The organism is Pseudomonas sp. Pseusp9 (genome assembly GCF_059491265.1).
The window spans coordinates 5,542,501-5,563,940 of sequence record NZ_CP168500.1 but is presented as its reverse complement, the minus strand read 5'-3'; the positions used below and the strand labels follow the sequence as shown (position 1 = coordinate 5,563,940).

Genomic DNA, 21,440 nt, shown 5'->3' with positions numbered 1-21,440 from the left:
TCTCGACGGTCTCAGTTCACAGCGGACGTCGCTTCGACATGACGCGGCAAGGTAACCCTGATTCGGGTGCCGCGCTGGCTTTGAACATCAGCCGGGCTGTCGATGGTGATTTGTCCATAATGCTCTTCAACGATGGAATAGACCAGTGCAAGGCCCAGACCGGTGCCTTCGCCAGGGTCCTTGGTGGTGAAGAAAGGTTCGAACAATCGGTCCATGATGCTCGAGGGAATACCGCTGCCTTCGTCCTCCACGATCAGGTCGACCGTGTGTTCGCCGGCTTCGCTCTTGACCCGTACCGCACTGCCGGGAGGCGAGGCATCACGGGCGTTTGAAAGCAGGTTGATCAATACCTGGGCCAGCCGTTGCGGGTCGCCTTCGACCCAGTGCTCGGGGTCGCACAGGTTGTAGAACTGCACTTCGAAATTGCGTCGGTTCAGGGCCAGCAGGCCGATGGCATCCTGAGCCACTTCGGCCAGACAGACGGGCTCGTCGCTGTGCTGATGGCTGCCGGCATGGGCAAAGCTCATCAGCGACTGGACAATGCGCGATACGCGTTTGGTCTGTTCGAGGATCTGGCCGCTGATTTCCTTCAGCTCGCCATCTTCTTCCCGTTCTTCGCGCAGGTTCTGCGCCAGGCAGGCGATACCGGTGATCGGGTTGCCGATTTCATGGGCCACGCCGGCCGCCAGCCGACCGATGCTGGCCAGGCGCTCGGAGTGCACCAGCTTGTCCTCGAGCATCTGGGTTTCGGTCAAGTCTTCCACCAGCAATACCAGGCCGCTATTGCCCGGCGCCAGCGGTTCATCGATGGCCGCTTTGTGCAGGTTCAACCAGCGTGTCTGGCCGTCGAGGGCCAGATGCTGTTTGTGCAAGTGCTCGTCCGGCAGATTGATGAAACCTTGCAGCAGTTCTTTCCATGGGTCGGCAATGGTACTCAGGCGCGAACCGACCACGCGCTGCGCAGCGATGCCGGTGAGTTCCTCCATGGCCTTGTTCCACATGAGGATCTCCTGATCCTTGGCCAGCGAGCAAACGCCCATTGGCAATTCCTGCAGGGTCTGGCGGTGATAGCGGCGCAGGGCATCGAGTTCGGCGGCCAGGCCGGTCAGGCGCGAGTGGTAGTCCTCGAGACGGCTTTCGATGAAGTGAATGTCTTCGGTGACGTAGTTTTCGCCGCCAGCTTTGTATGGCAGGAACGTCTCGACCATGTCCTGGGCCACGCTCGGCCCCATCAGGCCGGAGAGGTTGGCTTCGATGCGGTCACGCAAGCGGCGCAGGGCATACGGCCGGCGTTCGTCGAAGGGCAGATAGAGGTCGCGCAGTGCCTGTTCCACTTCTTTCTGCGCGGCTTTTGCACCCAATGGCTTTGCAAGCTGTGTGGCGAATTCCTGGGGCGAGGCGGCGTGCAGTTCCCGGCGTTGCGGGCGGCGAACGTTGTCCACGGCGCAGGCTTCGGCGGCGCTGGCCTCTTCGGTGCTGGCGTTGGTGAATAGCGAGATCAGGGTGAACATCAGTACGTTGGCCGCCAGCGAGGCAATCGCCGCCATGTGCCAGCTGGTGTCGTCCAGCACGTAGATCATGTTCAGCAGCGGAATGTAGAAGCCCTGCAGGTTGCCGACCAGCGGCAGCAGCATGGTCACCAGCCATACCAGAATCCCCGCCAGCAAGCCGGCAATGAAGCCGCGACGGTTGGCGGTCGGCCAATACAGGACCGAGAGCACGCCCGGCAGGAACTGCAACGTGGCAACGAATGCGACAATACCGAGGTTGGCCAGGTCCTGCTCGGCACCGAGCATCAGGTAGAAACCGTAGCCGGCCATGATGATCGCGACAATCAGCGCCCGGCGGGTCCACTTCAGCCAGCGGTAGATGTTGCCTTCGGCCGGAGGCTGGTACAGCGGCAGCACCAGGTGGTTCAAGGCCATGCCGGACAGCGCCAGCGTGGTGACGATGATCAGGCCGCTGGCGGCGGACAGCCCGCCGACATACGCCAGCAACGCCAGCGCCTTGCTGTTGGCGGCAATACCGATGCCCAGGGTGAAATATTCCGGATTGGTGGTGGCACCCAGTTTCAGGCCGGCCCAGAGAATCAGCGGTACCGCCAGGCTCATCAGCAGCAGGAACAGCGGCAGGCCCCAGCTCGCACTGACCAGCGAACGCGGGTTGAGGTTCTCGGTAAAGGTCATGTGATACATGTGCGGCATCACGATCGCCGAGGCGAAGAACACCAGCAGCAGCGTACGCCACGGGCCCTCCTGCAACGGCGTGTGCAAGGCCGCGAGCGCGGTCTGGTTTTGCAGCAGCCAGAGTTCGAGCTGTTGCGGGCCGTCGAACACACCGTAAAGCGCATACAGCCCGACACCGCCCAGGGCGATCAGCTTGATCACCGACTCGAAGGCAATCGCGAACACCAGGCCTTCATGCTTCTCGCGGGTGGCAATGTGGCGGGAGCCGAAGAAAATCGTGAACAGCGTAATCAATGCGCAGAAGCTCAGGGCCACGCGGTGCTGGACCGGCTCTCGGGTGAGAATGCCGATGGAGTCGGCGACCGCCTGAATCTGCAGGGCCAGCAGCGGCAGTACGCCGATCAGCATGAAAATCGTGGTCAGCGCTCCGGCCCAGGTGCTGCGAAAGCGGAAGGCAAACAGGTCCGCCAAAGACGACAGTTGATAGGTGCGGGTGATCTTCAGGATCGGGTAGAGCAGCACCGGCGCCAGCAGAAAGGCCCCGGAGACACCCAGGTAGCTGGACAGAAAGCCGTAGCCGTACTGATAGGCCAGGCCCACGGTGCCGTAAAACGCCCAGGCACTGGCGTAGACACCCAGTGACAGGGTGTAGGTCAGCGGGTGGCGAATGATCGCCCGCGGGATCATGCCCCGTTCACTGATCCAGGCCACGCCGAACAGCACTGCCAGGTACGCGGCGCTGATCAGGATCATCTGGGTCAGGCTAAAGCTCATCGGCATCTTTTTGGCTCTGCAGGATGAAGGTCACGACGATCAGAATCAGCCAGAGCAGATAAGGGCGATACCAGGCGCCAGTGGCGTCGATCCACCAATCCATGATGGCCGGGGAAAACAGGTAAATCCCCACTACCAGAAGCAGGACCAAGCGATAGATGTACATCCCGGCCTCTCTTTTTTATGCGCGTGCCCGAAAACGTGCGGCGATGGTAACGGATGGGCGCGCCACTGCAAGTGCGATCACAATAGCTGTGCCTCGGGCAGGTTCAGTGTGCGCGGGATCAGCGAAGCATCCCAGTGGGCAATACCCCAGTTCAACACTTCCCGTGGCGTGGCGTAAGCCAGCTCGGTTCCCGGGGTCTGCCCCAGTGCCCGCAGCGCTCGCAGCAACAGCGGCGTTGCCTGATCCTCGGTCAACGGCGGCGAGCGGTAGGATTTACCCAGTTTATTGCCATCAGGCTGAGTAATCAGCGGGATATGCAGATAACGCGGCTGAGGCAAGCCGAGCAGCTCCTGCAGGTAGAGCTGGCGGGGTGTGGAGTCCAGCAGGTCGGCACCCCGAACGATATCGGTAATGCCCTGCCAGGCATCGTCCAGGACCACGGCTAGTTGATAGGCGTAGAGCCCGTCGCGGCGGCGAATCACGAAATCGCCGACTTCCCGACCCAGGTGTTGGCGGTATTCGCCCTGCACCCGGTCGAGGAATTGGTATTCCAGTTCCGGTACGCGCAGGCGGATGGCGGCATCCTCCGTGCCATGACCGGCATTGCGGCACAGCCCCGGATAAATCCCGTGATAGGGTTCCAGCTGTTTGCGCGAGCAGGTGCAGGCGTAGGCCAGACCGTGATTGAACAGGCGATCGAGCACCTCGGCGTAGGCAGCGTGGCGTTCGCTTTGGCGAACCATTTCGCCATCCCACTCGAAGCCATAGCTTTCCAGAGCCTTGAGAATGGCCACCTGGGCGCCGGGTTCTTCACGGGGCGGATCAAGGTCTTCCATTCGCATGAGCCAGCGTCCGCCCACCGAGCGCGCGTCAAGGTAGGAGGTCAGCGCGGCGACCAGCGAACCGAAGTGCAGATGGCCGCTGGGGGTGGGGGCGAAGCGCCCGATGTAAGTGGGGGAGGTGGCGGTCATGAATGCAATGTCACTTGTTTCGGGCTTGCACCAGGCACCTGTGGGAGCGAGCCTGCTCGCGAAAGCGGTGTATCAGCCAGCATCGATGTTGAAGTTGATGGCCTCTTCGCGAGCAGGCTCGCTCCCACAGTGTTTTGCCGAGGCGAATTTTGGAAACAAAAACGGAGCGTTCGCACGCTCCGTTCTTCGTTCAAGTCGCCATTATTTGCCGACTTGCTTTTCCTTGATTTCTGCCAGGGTCTTGCAGTCGATGCACAGGTCGGCGGTAGGGCGCGCTTCGAGGCGCTTGACACCAATCTCGATGCCGCAGGATTCACACCAGCCGTACTCTTCGTCTTCGATCAGCTGAAGTGTCTTGTCGATCTTTTTGATCAACTTGCGTTCACGATCGCGGGCACGCAGTTCGAGGGCGAATTCCTCTTCCTGGCTGGCACGGTCTGCCGGATCAGGAAAATTGGCCGCTTCGTCCTTCATGTGGTCCACGGTCTTGTCGACACCTTCCATCAGCTCTTTTTTCCACTGATTCAGAACCTTGGTGAAGTGCTTGCGCATGGGCTCGCCCATGTACTCTTCGCCGGCTTTCTGAACATAGGGCTCGAAGCCGCTGATCGTCTGGTTTTGCTGCTTTGCTTGGGTGGACATGAAATAGACCGCCTCTACTCTTGTAATCCATCTGCGCAGGATTGCTCCATCACCGACACCTGCCGGCCCTGCGGCTGCAAGCGGGCGAACTTACCAGATCAACTCGGGCCGCGCTACTCCCGGATGTCGAGCTCGCGGCACATGCTGCTTGCCAATGATGACAAAGCGTTGTCTGGTGGCTCTGAATCCTGCTCAATTATTGATTTTAGTCAAACCTTGCGTACGCGCTTGAGTCGTTTGTGGTTGGGGTTATAAGGCCTGTGACCGCTTTAGGTTCTCGCTCGTTCCTGTGCTTGGGTAGAATCGGTTTTTTTCCCCGTTGAAGGAAGGCCAATGGCTCAGTCCTACAGTGCCCGCAGTCGTGCGATCGAACCTTTCCATGTCATGGCGCTCTTGGCGCGGGCCAATGAATTGCAGGCAGCCGGCCACGATGTGATCCACCTGGAAATTGGTGAACCTGACTTCACCACAGCCGAACCGATCATTAAGGCCGGCCAGGCCGCGCTGGCGGCAGGGCGGACCCGTTACACCGCCGCGCGCGGCATTCCGGAGCTGCGCGAGGCGATCTCGGGGTTTTATCAGCAGCGTTATGGATTGAACATCGACCCTCGGCGCATCCTCATCACGCCCGGCGGGTCCGGCGCGTTGCTGCTGGCCAGCGCTTTGCTGGTAGATCCCGGTAAACACTGGCTGCTGGCGGACCCTGGCTATCCGTGTAACCGGCATTTCCTGCGACTGGTGGAAGGCGCGGCACAATTGGTGCCGGTTGGTCCCGATGTGCGTTATCAATTGACGCCAGGCCTGATCGAGCGTCATTGGGATCACGACAGCGTCGGCGCATTGGTGGCGTCGCCGGCCAATCCGACCGGCACGATCCTGGCCCGCGATGAACTGGCAAAGCTGTCTGTGGCGATCAAGGAGCGCCACGGTCATCTGGTGGTCGACGAGATTTATCACGGCCTGACCTATGGCACCGATGCGGCCAGCGTGCTGGAAGTCGATGACGGTGCATTCGTTCTGAATAGTTTTTCGAAGTATTTCGGGATGACCGGTTGGCGGCTGGGATGGCTGGTGGCCCCCGACGCGGCCGTCGGTGAGTTGGAAAAACTCGCCCAGAACCTCTACATCAGTGCTCCAAGCATGGCGCAGCACGCTGCACTGGCCTGTTTCGAGCCGGCAACCATCAGCATTCTCGAAGAGCGTCGCGCCGAATTTGGCCGGCGTCGGGATTACCTGCTGCCGGCCTTGCGTGAAATGGGCTTCGGCATTGCGGTGGAGCCGGAGGGCGCTTTCTACTTGTACGCCGATATCAGCAAGTTCGGCGGCGATGCCTTCGCGTTCTGCAAACACTTTCTCGAAACCGAGCATGTGGCGTTCACCCCGGGGCTCGATTTCGGGCGTTATCAGGCCGGGCATCATGTGCGGTTCGCCTATACGCAAAATATCGAGCGTTTGCAGGAGGCGGTCGAGCGCATTGCCCGTGGGTTGCGGAGCTGGCAAGGCTGATGCGATTTCATCCACCACTCGAAGAAGGTCGGCTGATTCGTCGTTACAAGCGTTTTCTCGCCGATATCGAAACCGTTGGCGGCGAGTTGTTGACCATTCACTGCCCGAATACCGGCTCGATGCTCAATTGCCAGGTCGAGGGCGGGCAGGTCTGGTTCAGTCGCTCCAATGACCCGAAACGCAAATTGCCCGGCACCTGGGAGATCGGTGAAACCCCGCAAGGGCGGCTGTTTTGCGTGAACACCGCCCGGGCCAATGCTTTGATCGAAGAGGCGTTGCGTGCGGGCATCATCACTGAGCTGAACGGCTTTACCGGGCTCAAGCGTGAAGTGGCCTATGGCCAGGAAAACAGTCGCATCGATTTTCGCCTTGAATACCCCGAAGGGCCGGCTTACGTCGAAGTCAAAAGCGTGACCCTGGGCTTCGACGGTACGGCGGTGGCGGCGTTCCCCGATGCGGTCACCCAGCGTGGCGCCAAGCATTTGCGGGAGTTGGCCCACCTGGCCAGGGACGGTGTTCGCGCGGTGCAGTTGTACTGCGTTTGCCTGACCGACATCGAGGCCGTGCGCCCGGCGCAGGAAATCGATGCGGCCTATGCGCAGGCCTTGCGTGAGGCGGTGGCCTGTGGGGTCGAGGTGTTGGCTTACGGTGTGCGCTTGAATCACGAAGGAATGTTGGTCGATCGGCGTCTGGACGTGTTGCCGGGTGCCTAAAGGCTGATCCAGATCCCTTGTTCATCTTCGCGACAGGCCACGGTGGTCAAGGCTTGTCCCGCGCAAGGGCCGGCGACGCATTCACCGTCTTCGATCAGGAACAGTGCGCCATGGGTGGCGCACTGGATCAGGCTGTTGCTGGGGTCGAGAAACTGGTCGGGATGCCACTCCAGGCCGACTCCCCGGTGCGGGCAGCGATTGATGTAGACATAAACCTGGCCGCTGCGGCGCACCGCAAAAAGCTTTTGGCCATCGATGTCGAACCCGCGGCTGCTGTCGTTGACCAGCACGGCGCCTGCGCAAAGCAGCTTCATGTCTATCCTCGGTCCCGCAGCTCGTGACCGGAGATGTCCGAGCGTGATGGTTAAATGCAACAAATTATCAAATGGCCGTCTTGCCCGTCGGGTACAAGTGCCTGTTGTCGAGAATACTTGGCCTGCTCCTTCGATGCCCGGGAAACCTTTAAAGAAAGCCGTTTATGTGCGTTATGCGCGGGTTCCGTCAATACTTTTCCACAGGCAAAAAAAGACCCGGCAAGAGCCGGGTCAAATAACCGTGATTAGCCTGATGAGGAGATAATCCGAGAGTCCGAACCAAGGGCTTTTCAGAATATCGACCAGTCTCGCGACCAGTTGTGATAATCATATCGATTCTCATTACCAGGTCAACTGCTGTTTCCCTGATTCTTTTCGATTTGCCGGATTTTCGTCTGCGGGTCCTGTAATCATTGGGCGGCAGTTTGCAACGCTTCAGTAAAATTTGCCGGGTCAGTTCTTGTGGCGTGAAGAAATGGCTTCCAGTTGTCTGTTCAACGCCTCCTTGCGCTCGGCAGGAATGTCATTCCAGTGAACGTCCATCAGGGCACCTTCGATTGCGTACAACAACACCTTGGACGCCCGAAAGCCGCGCGTGCGCACAGCCCGATAAGCATCCACCGCCCCGAGGCGACGCAAGTCCGAAGCACTATGGATGCCCACGGCATGCAGCCATTGCGCTGACGTCTTGCCAAGATTCTTCAGGTGTTGCAGTTCATCATTCATCAAGCCTCCTTGCGATGGCCGAATGGAGATCGTGGGCAATCTTCTGAGGAGTGTAGCCATCAGCAGGAAAAGCGTGATTGTTTGCTCGTTTTCGACGCAAATGCTTCTAAGAGGCGAGTATTGGCAGTGTGTGAAAAGTCTGCGAACACGGGAGGAAGGCGCGGGGAACAATCAGGAATTACGGGTGAATATACCCCGCAGTCCAGCGCAATGGGGGCGCTGGACGTGTCAGTCAGCGACGTTGATCAGCGGGTGCGATAGCGCAATCGCGTGCCGAAGTTCATTGACATCAGGATTTCGTCGGCACTGAGTTCCACCGGAAAGTAGGCACCGGAGATTTGCGCGTGGGCCAGGCTCGCGCCTTCCAGGTTCGCCTTGCGAAAATCGATGCCGCGCAAGTCGGCGGAACGGAAGTAGGCGTCGCTGAAATCCACGCCGTCAGCATTCAGCTCGCGCAGGTCCAGCCCCCGGAAGTCTCCACCCACCATGTCGATGGGGCCATCCTTGGGGCGTTCACTGTTGAAGCCTCTGATGTCGTCTTTGTGCAGCAGGGCATAAAGCGGAGTGTCGAGAAGTTTCGGCTGGCTCATGTCATATCACCTGATGTTTTTATGACGCCAGTATAGTGCCACTATTTCTCGGTCGTGAAGCCAACGCCGGCCTCACGACTGAAATAGTTTCCTACAGGCCTGGCAGGCGCTGGCGAATCTGAGCCACAACGGTATCGAGAGTCCCGCTTTCGTTGGTCTGGACACGCTTGCTGCAGAGGATTTCTGCGGGCGTCAGCGCTTCACGGCTGGCTTGCTGGGCTGCGATAACAGCCAAGGTGGCATCGGACGGGTCTTTCTTGTCTGCCTGGCGCACGGCCAGCCAGCTTTCGATCACGGCCTGTGGCGCATTGCAGTCGAGAATCAGGAATGGTGCGCCGGTGGCCTCGGCCACCTTCGCGGCGCTGTCACGCTGATCACGCTTGAGGTAAGTGGCGTCGACCACCACCGGGAAGCCTGCACGCAAAATGATGTCGGCGATTTCGTGCAGGCGGGTATAGGTCGCCGCGCTGGCGTCGGCACTATAGATGCCGGCCTGTACGTCATTCTCGACGGTTTGCTCGCCGAACAGTCGCTTGCGCTCGACATCGGAGCGCAGGCGGATCGCGCCCAGGGCTTCGACCAGGCGCATGGCGACATGGCTCTTGCCGACGGCGGAAACGCCGTGGGTAATGGCCATGAAGCGCGAAGGAATGGTGCTGTAGCTTTCCGCCAGGTTGGCGTAGTTGCGGTATTGGCGCAGGGTTGTGGCGCGTTGCACGGCAGTGGCGTCGGCCGGCATGCTGAACAGGGCAACCTTGGCGCGAACCAGTGCGCGGTAGGCTTTGTAGAAATTCAGCAGTTCGAGGCCACGATAGTCACCGGTCAGTTCCAGGTACTGGCTGATGAAGCGACGCGCCAGGCACTTCAGGCCGCGGTCTTCCAGGTCCATCGCCAGGAAACCGGTGTCGGCATAAACGTCGGTAAAGCGAAACGGTTCATTGAATTCGATGCAGTCGAAGATTACGACCTTGCCATCGATCACGGTCGCGTTGCCCAGGTGGATATCACCGTGGCATTCACGAATGAAGCCGTCGGCCTTGCGCTGGGCGAACAGTGGTTTGAGGCGCTCGAAGCTGCTTTCGGCCCAGGCTTGCAGGGCGTCGAGTTGCAGCAGGTCGGTTTTGTCGCTGAGGAACGGACGGATCTGTTCGAAGTTCTGCCGCACCGGCGCCATGACGCTGTCCGGGGTGCCAGCTTCATGCTCGGCTGGCACTTTCGGTGCGCTGAGGTGGAAGCGGGCAATTTGTTCGGCCATCTCGTCGATGTGTGCGGTGGTCAGTTCGCCATTGGCCTGAAGGGTGCTCAACAATCCGTTTTGCGGGAACTGGCGCATCTTCAGTACATATTCGATGGCCGGGCCTTCGCCGCCCAGTTGCGGGGCCTCGGCGCTGCCGGTGACGGGCAGCACTTCGAGGTACAAATCGTCAGTCAGGCGCTGGTTCAGGCGCAGTTCTTCGGTGCAAAAGTGTTCGCGAGCTTCGAGGCTGGTGAAGTCGAGAAATCCGAAATTGACCGGCTTCTTCACTTTATAGGCGAAGGGGCCTGTGAGAACGACCCAGGAGATATGGGTTTCGATGACCTGGAATCCGTCTACAGGATGCGGGTAGAGGGCAGGGTTTTGCAGGGCAGCGATCAGGGACTGGCTCACAGGCGATCCTTCAGAGTCTGGAAAATCAAGGCCGCCATTATGGCCGTAAGTCCGCTTGGCGCAAACCTCGGAGCGCTCCTGTCGGGTATGAATAAAGTGCGTATAATCCGCCGCCATGACTCGTACTCGAACTCCCCGTACCCCAAAAAAACCACCCTCCAGGGGCCTGCGCCCGTGGCTCGGCTGGGCCATTAAACTCAGTCTGGTCGGCCTGGTAGTGCTGGCCGGATTCGCCGTTTACCTTGATGCGATCGTCCAGGAGAAGTTCTCCGGCAAGCGCTGGACCATTCCGGCCAAGGTTTACGCGCGCCCGCTCGAGCTTTTCGTCGGACAAAAGCTGAGCAGGGACGATTTCCTCACCGAGCTCGATGCCCTGGGCTATCGCCGTGAAAGCGTGGCTAACGGTCCGGGTGCGGCGTCGGTCAACGGAAATACCGTTGACCTGAACACCCGTGGCTTCCAGTTCTATGAAGGCATGGAGCAAGCGCAGCCGGTGCGCGTGCGTTTCTCTGGCGATTACGTGGCCGAACTGTCGGGAGCAAAGGACTCGAAACTTTCCGTGGTGCGCCTGGAGCCGCTGCTGATCGGCGGTCTGTACCCGAAAAACCTCGAAGACCGGATTCTGATCAAGATCGATCAGGTGCCGCCGTACTTGCTTGAAACGCTGGTGGCTGTCGAGGACCGCGATTTTTATCATCACTTTGGTGTTTCGCCGAAGTCGATCGCCCGTGCAATCTGGGTCAACGGTGCGGCCGGCCGCATGCGTCAGGGCGGCAGTACGCTGACTCAGCAGCTGGTCAAAAACTTCTACCTGACCAACGAGCGCAGCCTGAGCCGCAAGCTCACCGAAGCGATGATGGCGCTGCTGCTTGAACTGCATTACGACAAGCGCGAAATCCTCGAGGCTTATCTCAACGAGGTGTTTATCGGGCAGGACGGTCAGCGCGCGGTGCACGGTTTCGGTCTGGCCAGTCAGTTCTTCTTCAGCCAGCCACTGGCCGAACTCAAGCTGCATCAAGTCGCACTGCTGGTGGGTATGGTCAAAGGGCCTTCTTCCTATAACCCGCGTCGTTATCCGGAGCGTGCCCTTGAGCGGCGCAACCTGGTGCTCGATGTCCTGCAAGAGCAGGGCGTCGCGACTGCCGAGCAGGTTGAGGCAGCGAAGAAAATGCCGCTGGGCGTGACCAAGCGCGGCAGTCTCGCGGACAGTTCGTTCCCCGGCTTCCTCGATCTGGTCAAGCGCCAGTTGCGCGAAGATTATCGCGACGAAGACTTGACCGAAGAAGGCCTGCGGATCTTCACCAGTTTCGACCCGATCCTGCAGATGAAGGCCGAGGCGTCGGTCAACGACACCTTCAAGCGCCTGGCCGGGCGCAAGGGTTCCGATGACGTCGAAGCGGCAATGGTTGTGACCAACCCGGAGACCGGCGAAGTACAGGCCATGATCGGCAGTCGCCAGGCCAGCTTTGCCGGGTTCAACCGGGCGCTTGATGCGGTACGGCCGATCGGCTCGCTGATCAAGCCGGCGGTTTATCTGACTGCGCTGGAGAAACCTAGCCAGTACACGTTGACCAGTTGGTTGTCGGACGAATCCTTCTCGGTCAAGGGCGCCGACGGCCAGGTCTGGAAGCCGCAGAACTACGATCGTCGTTCTCACGGTACCGTCTTCCTTTATCAAGGCCTGGCGCATTCCTACAACCTGTCGACCGCGCGTCTCGGTCTGGCGGTCGGCGTACCGAACGTCTTGAAGACGCTGGCGCGCCTGGGGGTGACTCGTGAGTTCCCGGCCTTCCCGTCGATGTTGCTCGGCGCTGGCGGCATGACGCCCATCGAAGTGGCGACCATGTATCAGACCCTCGCCAACGGCGGCTTCAATACGCCAATGCGCGGGATTCGTAGCGTGCTGACTGCCGAGGGTGAGCCGCTCAAGCGTTATCCGTTCCAGATCCAGCAGCGTTTTGATCCGGCCTCCATTTACCTGATCCAGAGCGCCATGCAGCGCGTGATGCGTGAAGGTACCGGCAGCTCGGTTTATAACGTGTTGCCAAGGACTCTGACCCTGGCGGGTAAAACCGGTACCAGTAACGACTCGCGGGACAGTTGGTTTGCCGGTTTCAGCCAGGACTTGCTGGCAGTGGTCTGGCTGGGTCGCGACGACAACGGCAAGACGCCTTTCACTGGCGCCACCGGGGCCTTGCAGGTCTGGACCAGCTTCATGCGCAAGGCTGACCCACTTCCCTTGGACATGCCGCAGCCGGACAATATCGTACAGGCCTGGGTTGATTCGCGAACCGGACAAGGTTCTGACGCCGGTTGCCCAGGCGCGGTGCAGATGCCGTATATTCGCGGCAGCGAACCGCCTCCAGGTGCCGTCTGCGGTGGTGAAAACCCTGCCGAGACGGTAATGGATTGGGTCAAGGGCTGGATGAATTAAGCAAAGAGGGTTTCAAGTGAACAAGTGGTTGATTCCAGCGGTTGCCGCCGTAGCTTTGCTCAGCGGTTGCTCCACCGTACAACGTGGTTCGATTCCGGTTGAGGATTCCGGGACTGCCGTGTCCAACAGTGAGCGTATCTCGGCCAATGGCGGCTTCCGCCAGACAACCGTCAAGCGCCCTGTACAAGGTCAGTCGCGGGCCCAGGCGATTCCGCAAGGTGACAGCGGCGTCGTGGTGATGGTGCCAGGTGCTGCAACGACTTCAACGCCGATCAGCACCACGCCTATTACTCCAGGGCCGATCACGCCAGGGCCGATTGACACGTCGCCGATCCAGTCGGCGCCGATCAATCAGGGCAGCTACAGCATGCCGTCGTCTCCAAGCGGGATTCCGTCGGCCAGTTCGGGCGGGCTGTCTGCCGACGAGCAACTCGACGGCCCGGTATTGGCTTTGCTGACCACCGCTCAACAGCAGCAGGCGAACGGTGATCTCAATGGCGCTTCCTCCAGTCTTGAGCGCGCGCAGCGGGTTGCTCCGCGTGAGCCGCAGGTGCTTTACCGTCTGGCGCAGGTGCGGATGGCTCAAGGCGATGCTGCCCAGGCCGAGCAGTTCGCTCGCCGTGGGCTGACCTTTGCCAGCGGCCGTCCAGCCCTTCAGGCCAACCTGTGGGGGCTGATTGGCCAGGCACGAGAAAAACAGGGTGACTCCCAGGGCGCGGCATTGGCTCGTCAGAAGGCCAAGGTAACGCTGTGATGGATGCGCGCTTTGTGAAAATCGCCGATCAACTGTTGTTGATCGAGCGCGAATTGCGCGTGCAAGGATGGTGGGATGAGGTCTCGCCATCTGCTGAAGCGCTTTCCAGCGTCGAGCCGTTTTCGGTCGATACACTGGATTTCGAGCAATGGCTGCAATGGATCTTCCTGCCGCGCATGAAGATGATCCTCGAGCAGAATTTGCCGCTACCCAATGCTTCAGGCATTCAGGAAATGGCCGAAATGGTCTTTGCCGGACGCAATGTCCAGGGCAAGGATCGGCAGTTGCAGGCATTGCTCAAACAGTTTGATCAACTGATCACCGCGTCTCGCTGAGCCAGAAGCTGCCAGCGTCCGCTGGCAGTTGTCCACAATCTCTCTCTATTTTGTCGGCCATTGCAGCCTAAGTGCATGCGCGTGCCAATTTTTTGCCAAAACTTGCGCAATTGGAGCTAACACACAGCGGATTTACAGGTTTTTTCTTGCGTTCTCATGTGCTTACTAGAATAAAGCTCATAGACGACTTGACTTGCGAAGGGCGAAACAGAAGAATCCAAAGTCCGCTGTACAGGGACTGCCAGAAGCAGACCCTCTCAGCAGATCATGAGGCGCATATCCGCGTCGACCTGTTACACCCGCAACGCGTTACCTCGCGCTGGGTGGGAAAGGCCCGCAACACTTGGGACGATCCCAATACTTGCTCAGTCAGTGCTGACGTAGTCGGCGACCACCGTCGCTCATGCTCTGCTGAGAAGTAAACCTATTAAGACCCGTCCCATTTTTCGTGGGCGGTATTCTGGCGTTTTAGAGGTGAGCAACGTGGAGCTTTTATCTGGCGGTGAGATGCTCGTCCGCTTTTTGCGCGACGAAGGCGTCAAATATATCTACGGGTACCCGGGTGGTGCTCTTCTTCATGTATACGATGCCCTGTTCAAAGAACCGGAAGTGACCCACATCCTGGTTCGTCATGAGCAAGCGGCTACCCATATGGCTGACGGCTACGCCCGTGCCACCGGTAAAGCCGGCGTGGTACTGGTGACTTCCGGTCCCGGTGCAACCAATGCCATCACCGGTATCGCCACGGCCTACATGGACTCCATTCCGATGGTGATCATTTCCGGCCAGGTACCGAGCACCATGGTCGGCACCGATGCTTTCCAGGAAACCGACATGATCGGTATCTCCCGGCCAATCGTGAAGCACAGCTTCATGATCAAGCACGCGTCGGAAATCCCGGAAGTCATGAAGAAGGCGTTCTACCTGGCGCAATCCGGTCGTCCTGGCCCGGTCGTTGTCGATATTCCGAAAGACATGACCAACCCGGCCGAGAAGTTCGAATACGTCTTCCCGAAAAAAGCCAAGCTGCGTTCCTACAGCCCGGCTGTTCGCGGTCATTCCGGTCAAATCCGCAAGGCGGCAGAAATGCTCCTGGCGGCCAAGCGTCCTGTGTTGTACTCGGGCGGCGGCGTGATCCTCGGCGGTGGTTCGGCACCACTGACCGAACTGGCGAAGATGCTCAACCTGCCAGTGACCAATACCCTGATGGGCCTCGGTGGCTACCCTGGTACCGACCGTCAGTTCATCGGCATGCTCGGCATGCACGGCAGCTACACCGCCAACCTGGCGATGCACCATGCTGACGTGATCCTCGCTGTCGGCGCACGCTTCGACGACCGCGTCATCAATGGCGCGTCGAAGTTCTGCCCGAACGCCAAGATCATTCACATCGACATCGACCCGGCTTCGATCTCCAAGACCATCAAGGCCGACGTGCCTATCGTCGGTCCGGTTGAGAGTGTCCTGACCGAAATGGTCGCGATCCTCAAGGAAATCGGCGAGACCCCGAACAAGGAGTCCGTGGCCAGCTGGTGGAAGCAGGTTGACGAGTGGCGTGGTGATGGCGACCTGTTCCCGTACGACAAGGGTGACGGCAGCAAGATCAAGCCACAAACCGTGATCGAAACCCTGTGCGAAGTGACCAAGGGCGATGCCTTTGTGACCTCCGACGTGGGCCAGCACCAGATGTTCGCTGCGCAGTACTACAAGTTCAACAAGCCGAACCGCTGGATCAACTCCGGTGGCCTGGGCACCATGGGCTTCGGTCTGCCGGCAGCCATGGGCATCGCCTTGAGCTTCCCTGACGCTGACGTTGCATGCGTCACCGGCGAGGGCAGTATCCAGATGAACATCCAGGAGCTGTCGACCTGCCTGCAATACGGTTTGCCGGTGAAGATCGTCATCCTCAACAACGGTGTGCTGGGGATGGTTCGCCAGTGGCAGGACATGAGTTACGGCAGCCGTCACTCGCATTCCTACATGGAGTCGCTGCCTGATTTCGTCAAGCTGGCAGAGGCCTACGGCCACGTCGGCGTACGCATCACCGAATCGAAAGACTTGAAGTCGAAGATGGAAGAGGCGTTCGCCATGAAGGATCGCCTGGTGGTGATCGATATTTCGGTCGATACCAGCGAGCACGTCTACCCGATGCAGATCAAAGACGGCTCCATGCGCGATATGTGGCTGAGCAAGACGGAGCGTACCTAATCATGCGGCACATTATTTCCTTGCTTCTGGAAAACGAACCCGGTGCTCTGTCTCGTGTGGTTGGTCTGTTCTCGCAGCGCAACTACAACATCGAAAGCCTGACCGTGGCCCCAACCGAAGACCCGACCCTGTCGCGTCTGACGCTGACCACTGTCGGTCACGATGAGATCATCGAGCAGATCACCAAGAACCTGAACAAGCTGATCGAAGTGGTAAAACTGGTCGACCTGTCGGAGAGTGCTCACATCGAGCGCGAACTGATGCTGGTCAAGGTCAAGGCCACCGGCGCCCAGCGCGCCGAGATCAAGCGCACTACCGATATTTACCGTGGACAGATCGTCGATGTCAGCGCCAGCGTGTATACCGTTCAACTGACCGGTACCAGCGACAAGCTCGACAGCTTCATTCAGTCCATTGGCACCGCCTCGATTCTGGAAACCGTCCGTAGTGGCGTGACCGGCATTGCCCGCGGCGACAAAGTACTCAGCATCTAAACCAAATTAGCGAACGGCCTGAACGGCCTGATATAGGGGAAATTCATGAAAGTTTTCTACGATAAAGACTGCGACCTGTCGATCATCCAGGGCAAAAAAGTTGCCATCATCGGTTACGGTTCCCAGGGCCACGCTCAAGCGTGCAACCTGAAAGACTCCGGCGTTGACGTGACTGTCGGCCTGCGTAAAGGTTCTGCTACCGTTGCCAAGGCTGAAGCCCACGGCCTGAAAGTGACCGACGTTGCTTCCGCTGTTGCAGCTGCCGACCTGGTCATGATCCTGACCCCGGACGAATTCCAGTCCTCCCTGTACAAGAACGAAATCGAGCCGAACATCAAGAAAGGCGCCACCCTGGCCTTCTCCCACGGCTTCGCGATCCACTACAACCAGGTTGTGCCGCGCGCTGACCTCGACGTGATCATGATCGCGCCGAAGGCTCCGGGCCACACCGTGCGTTCCGAATTCGTGAAGGGCGGCGGTATTCCTGACCTGATCGCTATCTACCAGGATGCCTCGGGCAACGCCAAGAACGTCGCTCTGTCCTACGCTGCCGGCGTTGGCGGCGGTCGTACCGGCATCATCGAAACCACCTTCAAGGACGAGACCGAAACCGACCTGTTCGGCGAGCAAGCCGTTCTGTGTGGCGGTACCGTTGAACTGGTCAAAGCCGGTTTCGAAACCCTGGTTGAAGCTGGCTACGCGCCGGAAATGGCCTACTTCGAGTGCCTGCACGAACTGAAGCTGATCGTTGACCTCATGTACGAAGGCGGTATCGCCAACATGAACTACTCGATCTCCAACAACGCCGAATACGGCGAGTACGTGACCGGCCCTGAAGTCATCAACGCCGAATCCCGTCAGGCCATGCGCAACGCCCTGAAACGTATTCAGGACGGCGAATACGCCAAGATGTTCATCAGCGAAGGCGCTACCGGCTATCCTTCGATGACCGCCAAGCGTCGTAACAACGCCGCTCACGGTATCGAAATCATCGGCGAGCAACTGCGCTCCATGATGCCGTGGATCGGTGCCAACAAGATCGTCGACAAAGCCAAAAACTAAGTCACGCGCTTGTACGAAAAACGCGGCTTAGGCCGCGTTTTTTCGTTTGAGAGACCGGTTCTGGTATAAAGCTGCATCGTTTGCGGTCGAACCGTCGTCCCAGACACCTGTCCAGACTTTCCACCCCGTTGCAAGGTAATGTCCATGAGCGAACGCCCCGAAGAGCCAAACCAGGCTTCTGACGCCGAAAGCCTGCTGCCCGTCGATGAACATGTCGAGGAAGGGCATGACGCTGAAGGTCGTAAAGTCCGGCATCGTGGTATCTATCTTCTGCCGAATCTGTTCACCACTGCGAACCTGTTCGCAGGGTTCTATTCCATCATCAACTCGATGAGCGCCCAGGCTGCCTTGAGCGCCGGCGACTCGGTCAATGCGAGCAAGTACTTTGCGTTTGCCGCCATCGCCATTTTCGTTGCGATGGTACTCGACGGCCTTGATGGTCGGGTTGCGCGCATGACCAACACGCAGAGCGCTTTTGGTGCCGAGTACGACTCGCTGTCGGACATGGTCGCCTTTGGTGTTGCGCCGGCATTGCTGGCCTTCGGTTGGGCCCTGGGTGACATGGGTAAGGTCGGCTGGATGGTCGCCTTCATTTATGTCGCGGGTGCGGCGCTGCGTCTCGCGCGTTTCAATACTCAGGTCGGTACGGCGGACAAGCGCTACTTCATCGGCCTCGCCAGTCCGGCGGCGGCGGGTGTTGTTGCGGGCATCGTCTGGGCGTTCAGCGATTACGGTATCCAGGGCTCCAAGATGTCATTCCTGGTTGCGCTGATGGTTGCAGCGGCCGGCATGCTGATGGTCAGCAACATCAAGTACAACAGCTTCAAGGAGCTGGACCTGAAGGGGCGGGTGCCATTCGTGGCGATTCTCGCTGTGGTGCTGGTGTTCGCAGTGGTGTTCAGTGACCCGCCGCGCATCCTGCTGCTGGTGTTTCTCGCCTACGCAGCCTCCGGTCCGGTTCAATACCTGTTACGTCTTCGCCGTAACAAGAGCGCGTAACTTCCCTCATACTCCGCAGTCTATGGGTGCATCTGTCCTCCAAAGCTGCGGAGTAACCATGCTGATCAAAGTCTCAAAAGCGTCCGACTGCCATGAGTCGGACGTCACGCCTGAATCCCTCTATCTGTCTCGACGCAAGGTGCTCGGTGCCACGGTTGCCGGTCTCGCTTTGGGCAGCCTGCCGCAATGGGCCAACGCTGGTGATGCTGCACGCTACCCGGATGTTGAATCCGGCAAGGCGCCTTCCTGGTTCAGCGAAAAGCTTCCGGCTACTCAGTGGGGCGCGGTCAATGTCAAGGATGAGGCGATCACGCCGTTCAAGGATGCGACCCATTACAACAACTTCTACGAGTTCGGCACCGACAAAGGTGATCCGGCCACCAATGCCGGCGCGCTGAAGACGCAGCCGTGGTCGGTGGTGGTGGATGGGGAGGTGGGCAAACCTGGGCGTTATGCGCTGGAAGACTTCATGAAGCCGTATCAGTTGGAGGAGCGAATCTACCGACTGCGTTGCGTGGAGGCCTGGTCGATGGTCATTCCCTGGATCGGTTTTCCGCTCTCGGCTTTGCTCAAGGAGGTCGAGCCGACCTCGAAAGCCAGATTCATTCGCTTCGAAACCCTGCAGGATCCCAAGAGTATGCCGGGTCAGCGTTCCGGTTTTGCCTTGATCGACTGGCCATATATAGAGGGGCTGCGTCTTGATGAGGCGATGAATCCGTTGGCGATTCTGGCAGTAGGCATGTACGGGCGTGAGCTGCCTAATCAAAACGGTGCGCCGCTGCGTCTGGTGGTGCCCTGGAAATATGGTTTCAAGAGCATCAAGTCCATCGTGCGCATCAGTCTGGTCAGCGAGCCGCCGAAAACCACCTGGCAGGGCATTGCGCCTGATGAATATGGCTTTTATGCGAACGTGAATCCCACGGTTGATCATCCTCGCTGGACTCAGGCTCGTGAACGCCGCCTGCCCAGTGGCTTGTTCAAGCCCAATGTGCGCGACACACAAATGTTCAACGGCTATGCAGAGGAAGTCGCCTCTCTATATACGGGGCTCGACCTGAGGGCGAATTACTGATGCGCTATCCGCTTTGGCGTATCGGCGTCTTTATCGTGGCATTGGTGTGGCCGCTGCTGTGGTTGTACCAGGCCTGGGAGGATGTCCTCGGGCCAGATCCGGGCAAGGTGCTGGTCGATCGATTGGGTTTGGGGGCGCTTGTGCTGCTGCTTGTAACCTTGAGCATGGCGCCATTGCAGAAGCTCACCGGTTGGGCGGGGTGGAACGCCGTGCGGCGTCAGTTGGGGTTGTGGTGTTTTGCCTATGCATTGCTCCACCTCAGTAGTTACTGCGCATTCATTCTTGGTTTTGACTGGTCGCAGCTGGGTGTCGAGTTGCGCAAGCGGCCTTACATCATTGTCGGGGCGCTGGGCTTTCTTGGTTTACTGGCATTGGCGGTGACTTCCAATCGCTACAGTCAGCGGCGATTGGGTGCCCGCTGGAAGCAGTTGCATCGCCTGGCTTATGTGATTCTCGGGCTTGGATTGCTGCACATGCTCTGGATTGTGCGCGCCGACCTGAAGGAGTGGGCGATCTATGCCTCTATAGGTGCATTGCTTTTAGTGCTGCGGCTACCGCCTTTGGCTCGTCGAATCCCGCGGTTAATGGCTAAAAAGGGCTCTTCTGCCAAAAAGGCGTAAATAGTGGTTGACGGCAGATTCTGGAAGCCTATAATTCGCCCCACTTCCGGCGCAGTCGAAACGGAAAACTCCTTGTAAAACAATGAGTTATGAAGGTTTCGGCAGCAAGTTGCTTCAGGTCATCGAAGCCAAAAGGAAGTTGAAAAAGAGGTGTTGACAGCAGCGTGTAACGCTGTAGAATTCGCCTCCCGCTGACGAGAGATCTGAAGCGCAAGTGGTTGAAGTTGTTAAGGATTCCTTGAAAACTTCTGAAAAAAATCACTTGACAGCAAATGAGGCTGCTGTAGAATGCGCGCCTCGGTTGAGACGAAAGCTCTTAACCAATCGCTCTTTAACAACTGAATCAAGCAATTCGTGTGGGTGCTTGTGGAGTCAGACTGCTAGTCAACAGATTATCAGCATCACAAGTTACTCCGCGAGAAATCAAAGATGTAACCAACGATTGCTGAGCCAAGTTTAGGGTTTTCTCAAAACCCAAAGATGTTTGAACTGAAGAGTTTGATCATGGCTCAGATTGAACGCTGGCGGCAGGCCTAACACATGCAAGTCGAGCGGATGACGGGAGCTTGCTCCCTGATTCAGCGGCGGACGGGTGAGTAATGCCTAGGAATCTGCCTGGTAGTGGGGGACAACGTCTCGAAAGGGACGCTAATACCGCATACGTCCTACGGGAGAAAGCAGGGGACCTTCGGGCCTTGCGCTATCAGATGAGCCTAGGTCGGATTAGCTAGTTGGTGAGGTAATGGCTCACCAAGGCGACGATCCGTAACTGGTCTGAGAGGATGATCAGTCACACTGGAACTGAGACACGGTCCAGACTCCTACGGGAGGCAGCAGTGGGGAATATTGGACAATGGGCGAAAGCCTGATCCAGCCATGCCGCGTGTGTGAAGAAGGTCTTCGGATTGTAAAGCACTTTAAGTTGGGAGGAAGGGCATTAACCTAATACGTTAGTGTTTTGACGTTACCGACAGAATAAGCACCGGCTAACTCTGTGCCAGCAGCCGCGGTAATACAGAGGGTGCAAGCGTTAATCGGAATTACTGGGCGTAAAGCGCGCGTAGGTGGTTTGTTAAGTTGGATGTGAAAGCCCCGGGCTCAACCTGGGAACTGCATTCAAAACTGACAAGCTAGAGTATGGTAGAGGGTGGTGGAATTTCCTGTGTAGCGGTGAAATGCGTAGATATAGGAAGGAACACCAGTGGCGAAGGCGACCACCTGGACTG

General features: G+C 58.6%; 19 protein-coding genes and 1 rRNA gene (1 of these 20 running past the window's edge). 12 read left to right on the top strand and 8 right to left on the bottom strand.

Annotation, left to right across the window (positions count from 1 at the left end; translation table 11 throughout):
* Positions 1 to 11 precede the first annotated feature (11 nt).
* The 4 genes from ACEN8E_RS25295 to dksA all read right to left on the bottom strand — a co-directional run bounded on the left by ACEN8E_RS25295 (position 12) and on the right by dksA (position 4,739).
* Positions 12 to 2,966 (bottom strand): sensor histidine kinase, encoded by a 2,955-nt coding sequence (locus tag ACEN8E_RS25295; protein WP_165798740.1) that lies wholly within the window; start codon positions 2,964 to 2,966, stop codon positions 12 to 14.
* Entirely contained in the window at positions 2,950 to 3,126 is a 177-nt protein-coding gene (locus ACEN8E_RS25290; RefSeq protein ID WP_003176118.1) for a hypothetical protein, read from the bottom strand. Before ACEN8E_RS25290 ends, ACEN8E_RS25295 begins: the two co-directional genes overlap by 17 nt.
* A gap of 77 nt (positions 3,127 to 3,203) precedes the next feature.
* Positions 3,204 to 4,097, bottom strand: coding sequence for a tRNA glutamyl-Q(34) synthetase GluQRS (gluQRS, locus tag ACEN8E_RS25285; protein WP_495590302.1), 894 nt, complete (start codon positions 4,095 to 4,097; stop codon positions 3,204 to 3,206).
* Between the two features lie 201 nt (positions 4,098 to 4,298).
* Positions 4,299 to 4,739 carry an RNA polymerase-binding protein DksA gene (gene dksA / locus ACEN8E_RS25280; RefSeq protein WP_007995322.1) on the bottom strand — a complete coding sequence of 147 codons (441 nt, stop codon included), beginning with the start codon at positions 4,737 to 4,739 and terminating at the stop codon, positions 4,299 to 4,301.
* 333 nt (positions 4,740 to 5,072) lie between these two features.
* On the opposite strand from dksA, the gene ACEN8E_RS25275 reads away from it, so the two are divergent.
* On the top strand, positions 5,073 to 6,245 hold the full coding sequence (locus ACEN8E_RS25275; protein WP_495590301.1) for a pyridoxal phosphate-dependent aminotransferase: 1,173 nt from the start codon (positions 5,073 to 5,075) through the stop codon (positions 6,243 to 6,245).
* The gene (sfsA, locus tag ACEN8E_RS25270; protein ID WP_495590300.1) at positions 6,245 to 6,958 is read left to right on the top strand and encodes a DNA/RNA nuclease SfsA; all 714 of its coding nucleotides are present in this window, start codon (positions 6,245 to 6,247) and stop codon (positions 6,956 to 6,958) included. The genes ACEN8E_RS25275 and sfsA overlap by 1 nt, the downstream gene beginning before the upstream one ends.
* Here the strand turns inward: sfsA and ACEN8E_RS25265 are convergent.
* From ACEN8E_RS25265 to ACEN8E_RS25250, 4 genes are all read right to left on the bottom strand, one after another.
* Entirely contained in the window at positions 6,955 to 7,272 is a 318-nt protein-coding gene (locus ACEN8E_RS25265; protein WP_495590299.1) for a Rieske (2Fe-2S) protein, read from the bottom strand. The genes sfsA and ACEN8E_RS25265 overlap by 4 nt on opposite strands.
* A 453-nt stretch (positions 7,273 to 7,725) precedes the next feature.
* A complete protein-coding gene (locus tag ACEN8E_RS25260; protein ID WP_008020494.1) occupies positions 7,726 to 7,998 on the bottom strand; it encodes a TfoX/Sxy family protein in 273 nt (90 codons plus the stop codon).
* A gap of 245 nt (positions 7,999 to 8,243) precedes the next feature.
* Positions 8,244 to 8,588, bottom strand: a complete 345-nt coding sequence (locus ACEN8E_RS25255) for a pentapeptide repeat-containing protein (RefSeq protein ID WP_008020496.1) — start codon at positions 8,586 to 8,588, stop codon at positions 8,244 to 8,246.
* Between the two features lie 91 nt (positions 8,589 to 8,679).
* Positions 8,680 to 10,236, bottom strand: coding sequence for a bifunctional aminoglycoside phosphotransferase/ATP-binding protein (locus ACEN8E_RS25250; RefSeq protein ID WP_495590298.1), 1,557 nt, complete (start codon positions 10,234 to 10,236; stop codon positions 8,680 to 8,682).
* A gap of 115 nt (positions 10,237 to 10,351) precedes the next feature.
* On the opposite strand from ACEN8E_RS25250, the gene mrcB reads away from it, so the two are divergent.
* The 10 genes from mrcB to ACEN8E_RS25200 all read left to right on the top strand — a co-directional run.
* Entirely contained in the window at positions 10,352 to 12,670 is a 2,319-nt protein-coding gene (gene mrcB / locus ACEN8E_RS25245; protein WP_495590297.1) for a penicillin-binding protein 1B, read from the top strand.
* A gap of 16 nt (positions 12,671 to 12,686) precedes the next feature.
* Positions 12,687 to 13,424 (top strand): tetratricopeptide repeat protein, encoded by a 738-nt coding sequence (locus ACEN8E_RS25240; protein ID WP_495590296.1) that lies wholly within the window; start codon positions 12,687 to 12,689, stop codon positions 13,422 to 13,424.
* Positions 13,424 to 13,759: a YqcC family protein gene (locus ACEN8E_RS25235; protein ID WP_495590295.1), complete on the top strand. Its 336-nt coding sequence runs from the start codon at positions 13,424 to 13,426 to the stop codon at positions 13,757 to 13,759. Before ACEN8E_RS25240 ends, ACEN8E_RS25235 begins: the two co-directional genes overlap by 1 nt.
* Positions 13,760 to 14,242: 483 nt before the next feature.
* On the top strand, positions 14,243 to 15,967 hold the full coding sequence (locus tag ACEN8E_RS25230; RefSeq protein ID WP_413426283.1) for an acetolactate synthase 3 large subunit: 1,725 nt from the start codon (positions 14,243 to 14,245) through the stop codon (positions 15,965 to 15,967).
* A 2-nt stretch (positions 15,968 to 15,969) separates the two neighbouring features.
* Positions 15,970 to 16,461, top strand: a complete 492-nt coding sequence (gene ilvN, locus ACEN8E_RS25225; protein ID WP_003205610.1) for an acetolactate synthase small subunit — start codon at positions 15,970 to 15,972, stop codon at positions 16,459 to 16,461.
* A gap of 45 nt (positions 16,462 to 16,506) precedes the next feature.
* Positions 16,507 to 17,523: a ketol-acid reductoisomerase gene (gene ilvC / locus ACEN8E_RS25220; RefSeq protein ID WP_003228216.1), complete on the top strand. Its 1,017-nt coding sequence runs from the start codon at positions 16,507 to 16,509 to the stop codon at positions 17,521 to 17,523.
* A 144-nt stretch (positions 17,524 to 17,667) separates the two neighbouring features.
* Positions 17,668 to 18,522: a CDP-diacylglycerol--serine O-phosphatidyltransferase gene (gene pssA / locus ACEN8E_RS25215; protein WP_495590294.1), complete on the top strand. Its 855-nt coding sequence runs from the start codon at positions 17,668 to 17,670 to the stop codon at positions 18,520 to 18,522.
* 58 nt (positions 18,523 to 18,580) lie between these two features.
* A complete protein-coding gene (gene msrP, locus ACEN8E_RS25210; protein ID WP_495590293.1) occupies positions 18,581 to 19,594 on the top strand; it encodes a protein-methionine-sulfoxide reductase catalytic subunit MsrP in 1,014 nt (337 codons plus the stop codon).
* The gene (gene msrQ, locus ACEN8E_RS25205) at positions 19,594 to 20,214 is read left to right on the top strand and encodes a protein-methionine-sulfoxide reductase heme-binding subunit MsrQ (protein WP_495590292.1); all 621 of its coding nucleotides are present in this window, start codon (positions 19,594 to 19,596) and stop codon (positions 20,212 to 20,214) included. The genes msrP and msrQ overlap by 1 nt, the downstream gene beginning before the upstream one ends.
* Positions 20,215 to 20,700: 486 nt before the next feature.
* Positions 20,701 to 21,440, top strand: a 16S ribosomal RNA gene (locus ACEN8E_RS25200) (it continues 797 nt past the right edge of the window).

Bases quoted from the DNA above. Each gene is read 5' to 3' on its own strand.
- ACEN8E_RS25295 (WP_165798740.1), bottom strand. From the start codon at position 2,966: ATGCCGATGAGCTTTAGCCTGACCCAGATGATCCTGATCAGCGCCGCG.
- mrcB (WP_495590297.1), top strand. From the start codon at position 10,352: ATGACTCGTACTCGAACTCCCCGTACCCCAAAAAAACCACCCTCCAGG.
- ACEN8E_RS25260 (WP_008020494.1), bottom strand. From the start codon at position 7,998: ATGAATGATGAACTGCAACACCTGAAGAATCTTGGCAAGACGTCAGCG.
- msrQ (WP_495590292.1), top strand. From the start codon at position 19,594: ATGCGCTATCCGCTTTGGCGTATCGGCGTCTTTATCGTGGCATTGGTG.
- ilvN (WP_003205610.1), top strand. From the start codon at position 15,970: ATGCGGCACATTATTTCCTTGCTTCTGGAAAACGAACCCGGTGCTCTG.
- ACEN8E_RS25275 (WP_495590301.1), top strand. From the start codon at position 5,073: ATGGCTCAGTCCTACAGTGCCCGCAGTCGTGCGATCGAACCTTTCCAT.
- ACEN8E_RS25235 (WP_495590295.1), top strand. From the start codon at position 13,424: ATGGATGCGCGCTTTGTGAAAATCGCCGATCAACTGTTGTTGATCGAG.
- dksA (WP_007995322.1), bottom strand. From the start codon at position 4,739: ATGTCCACCCAAGCAAAGCAGCAAAACCAGACGATCAGCGGCTTCGAG.
- ACEN8E_RS25290 (WP_003176118.1), bottom strand. From the start codon at position 3,126: ATGTACATCTATCGCTTGGTCCTGCTTCTGGTAGTGGGGATTTACCTG.
- ACEN8E_RS25255 (WP_008020496.1), bottom strand. From the start codon at position 8,588: ATGAGCCAGCCGAAACTTCTCGACACTCCGCTTTATGCCCTGCTGCAC.
- gluQRS (WP_495590302.1), bottom strand. From the start codon at position 4,097: ATGACCGCCACCTCCCCCACTTACATCGGGCGCTTCGCCCCCACCCCC.
- ilvC (WP_003228216.1), top strand. From the start codon at position 16,507: ATGAAAGTTTTCTACGATAAAGACTGCGACCTGTCGATCATCCAGGGC.
- pssA (WP_495590294.1), top strand. From the start codon at position 17,668: ATGAGCGAACGCCCCGAAGAGCCAAACCAGGCTTCTGACGCCGAAAGC.
- sfsA (WP_495590300.1), top strand. From the start codon at position 6,245: ATGCGATTTCATCCACCACTCGAAGAAGGTCGGCTGATTCGTCGTTAC.
- ACEN8E_RS25265 (WP_495590299.1), bottom strand. From the start codon at position 7,272: ATGAAGCTGCTTTGCGCAGGCGCCGTGCTGGTCAACGACAGCAGCCGC.
- msrP (WP_495590293.1), top strand. From the start codon at position 18,581: ATGCTGATCAAAGTCTCAAAAGCGTCCGACTGCCATGAGTCGGACGTC.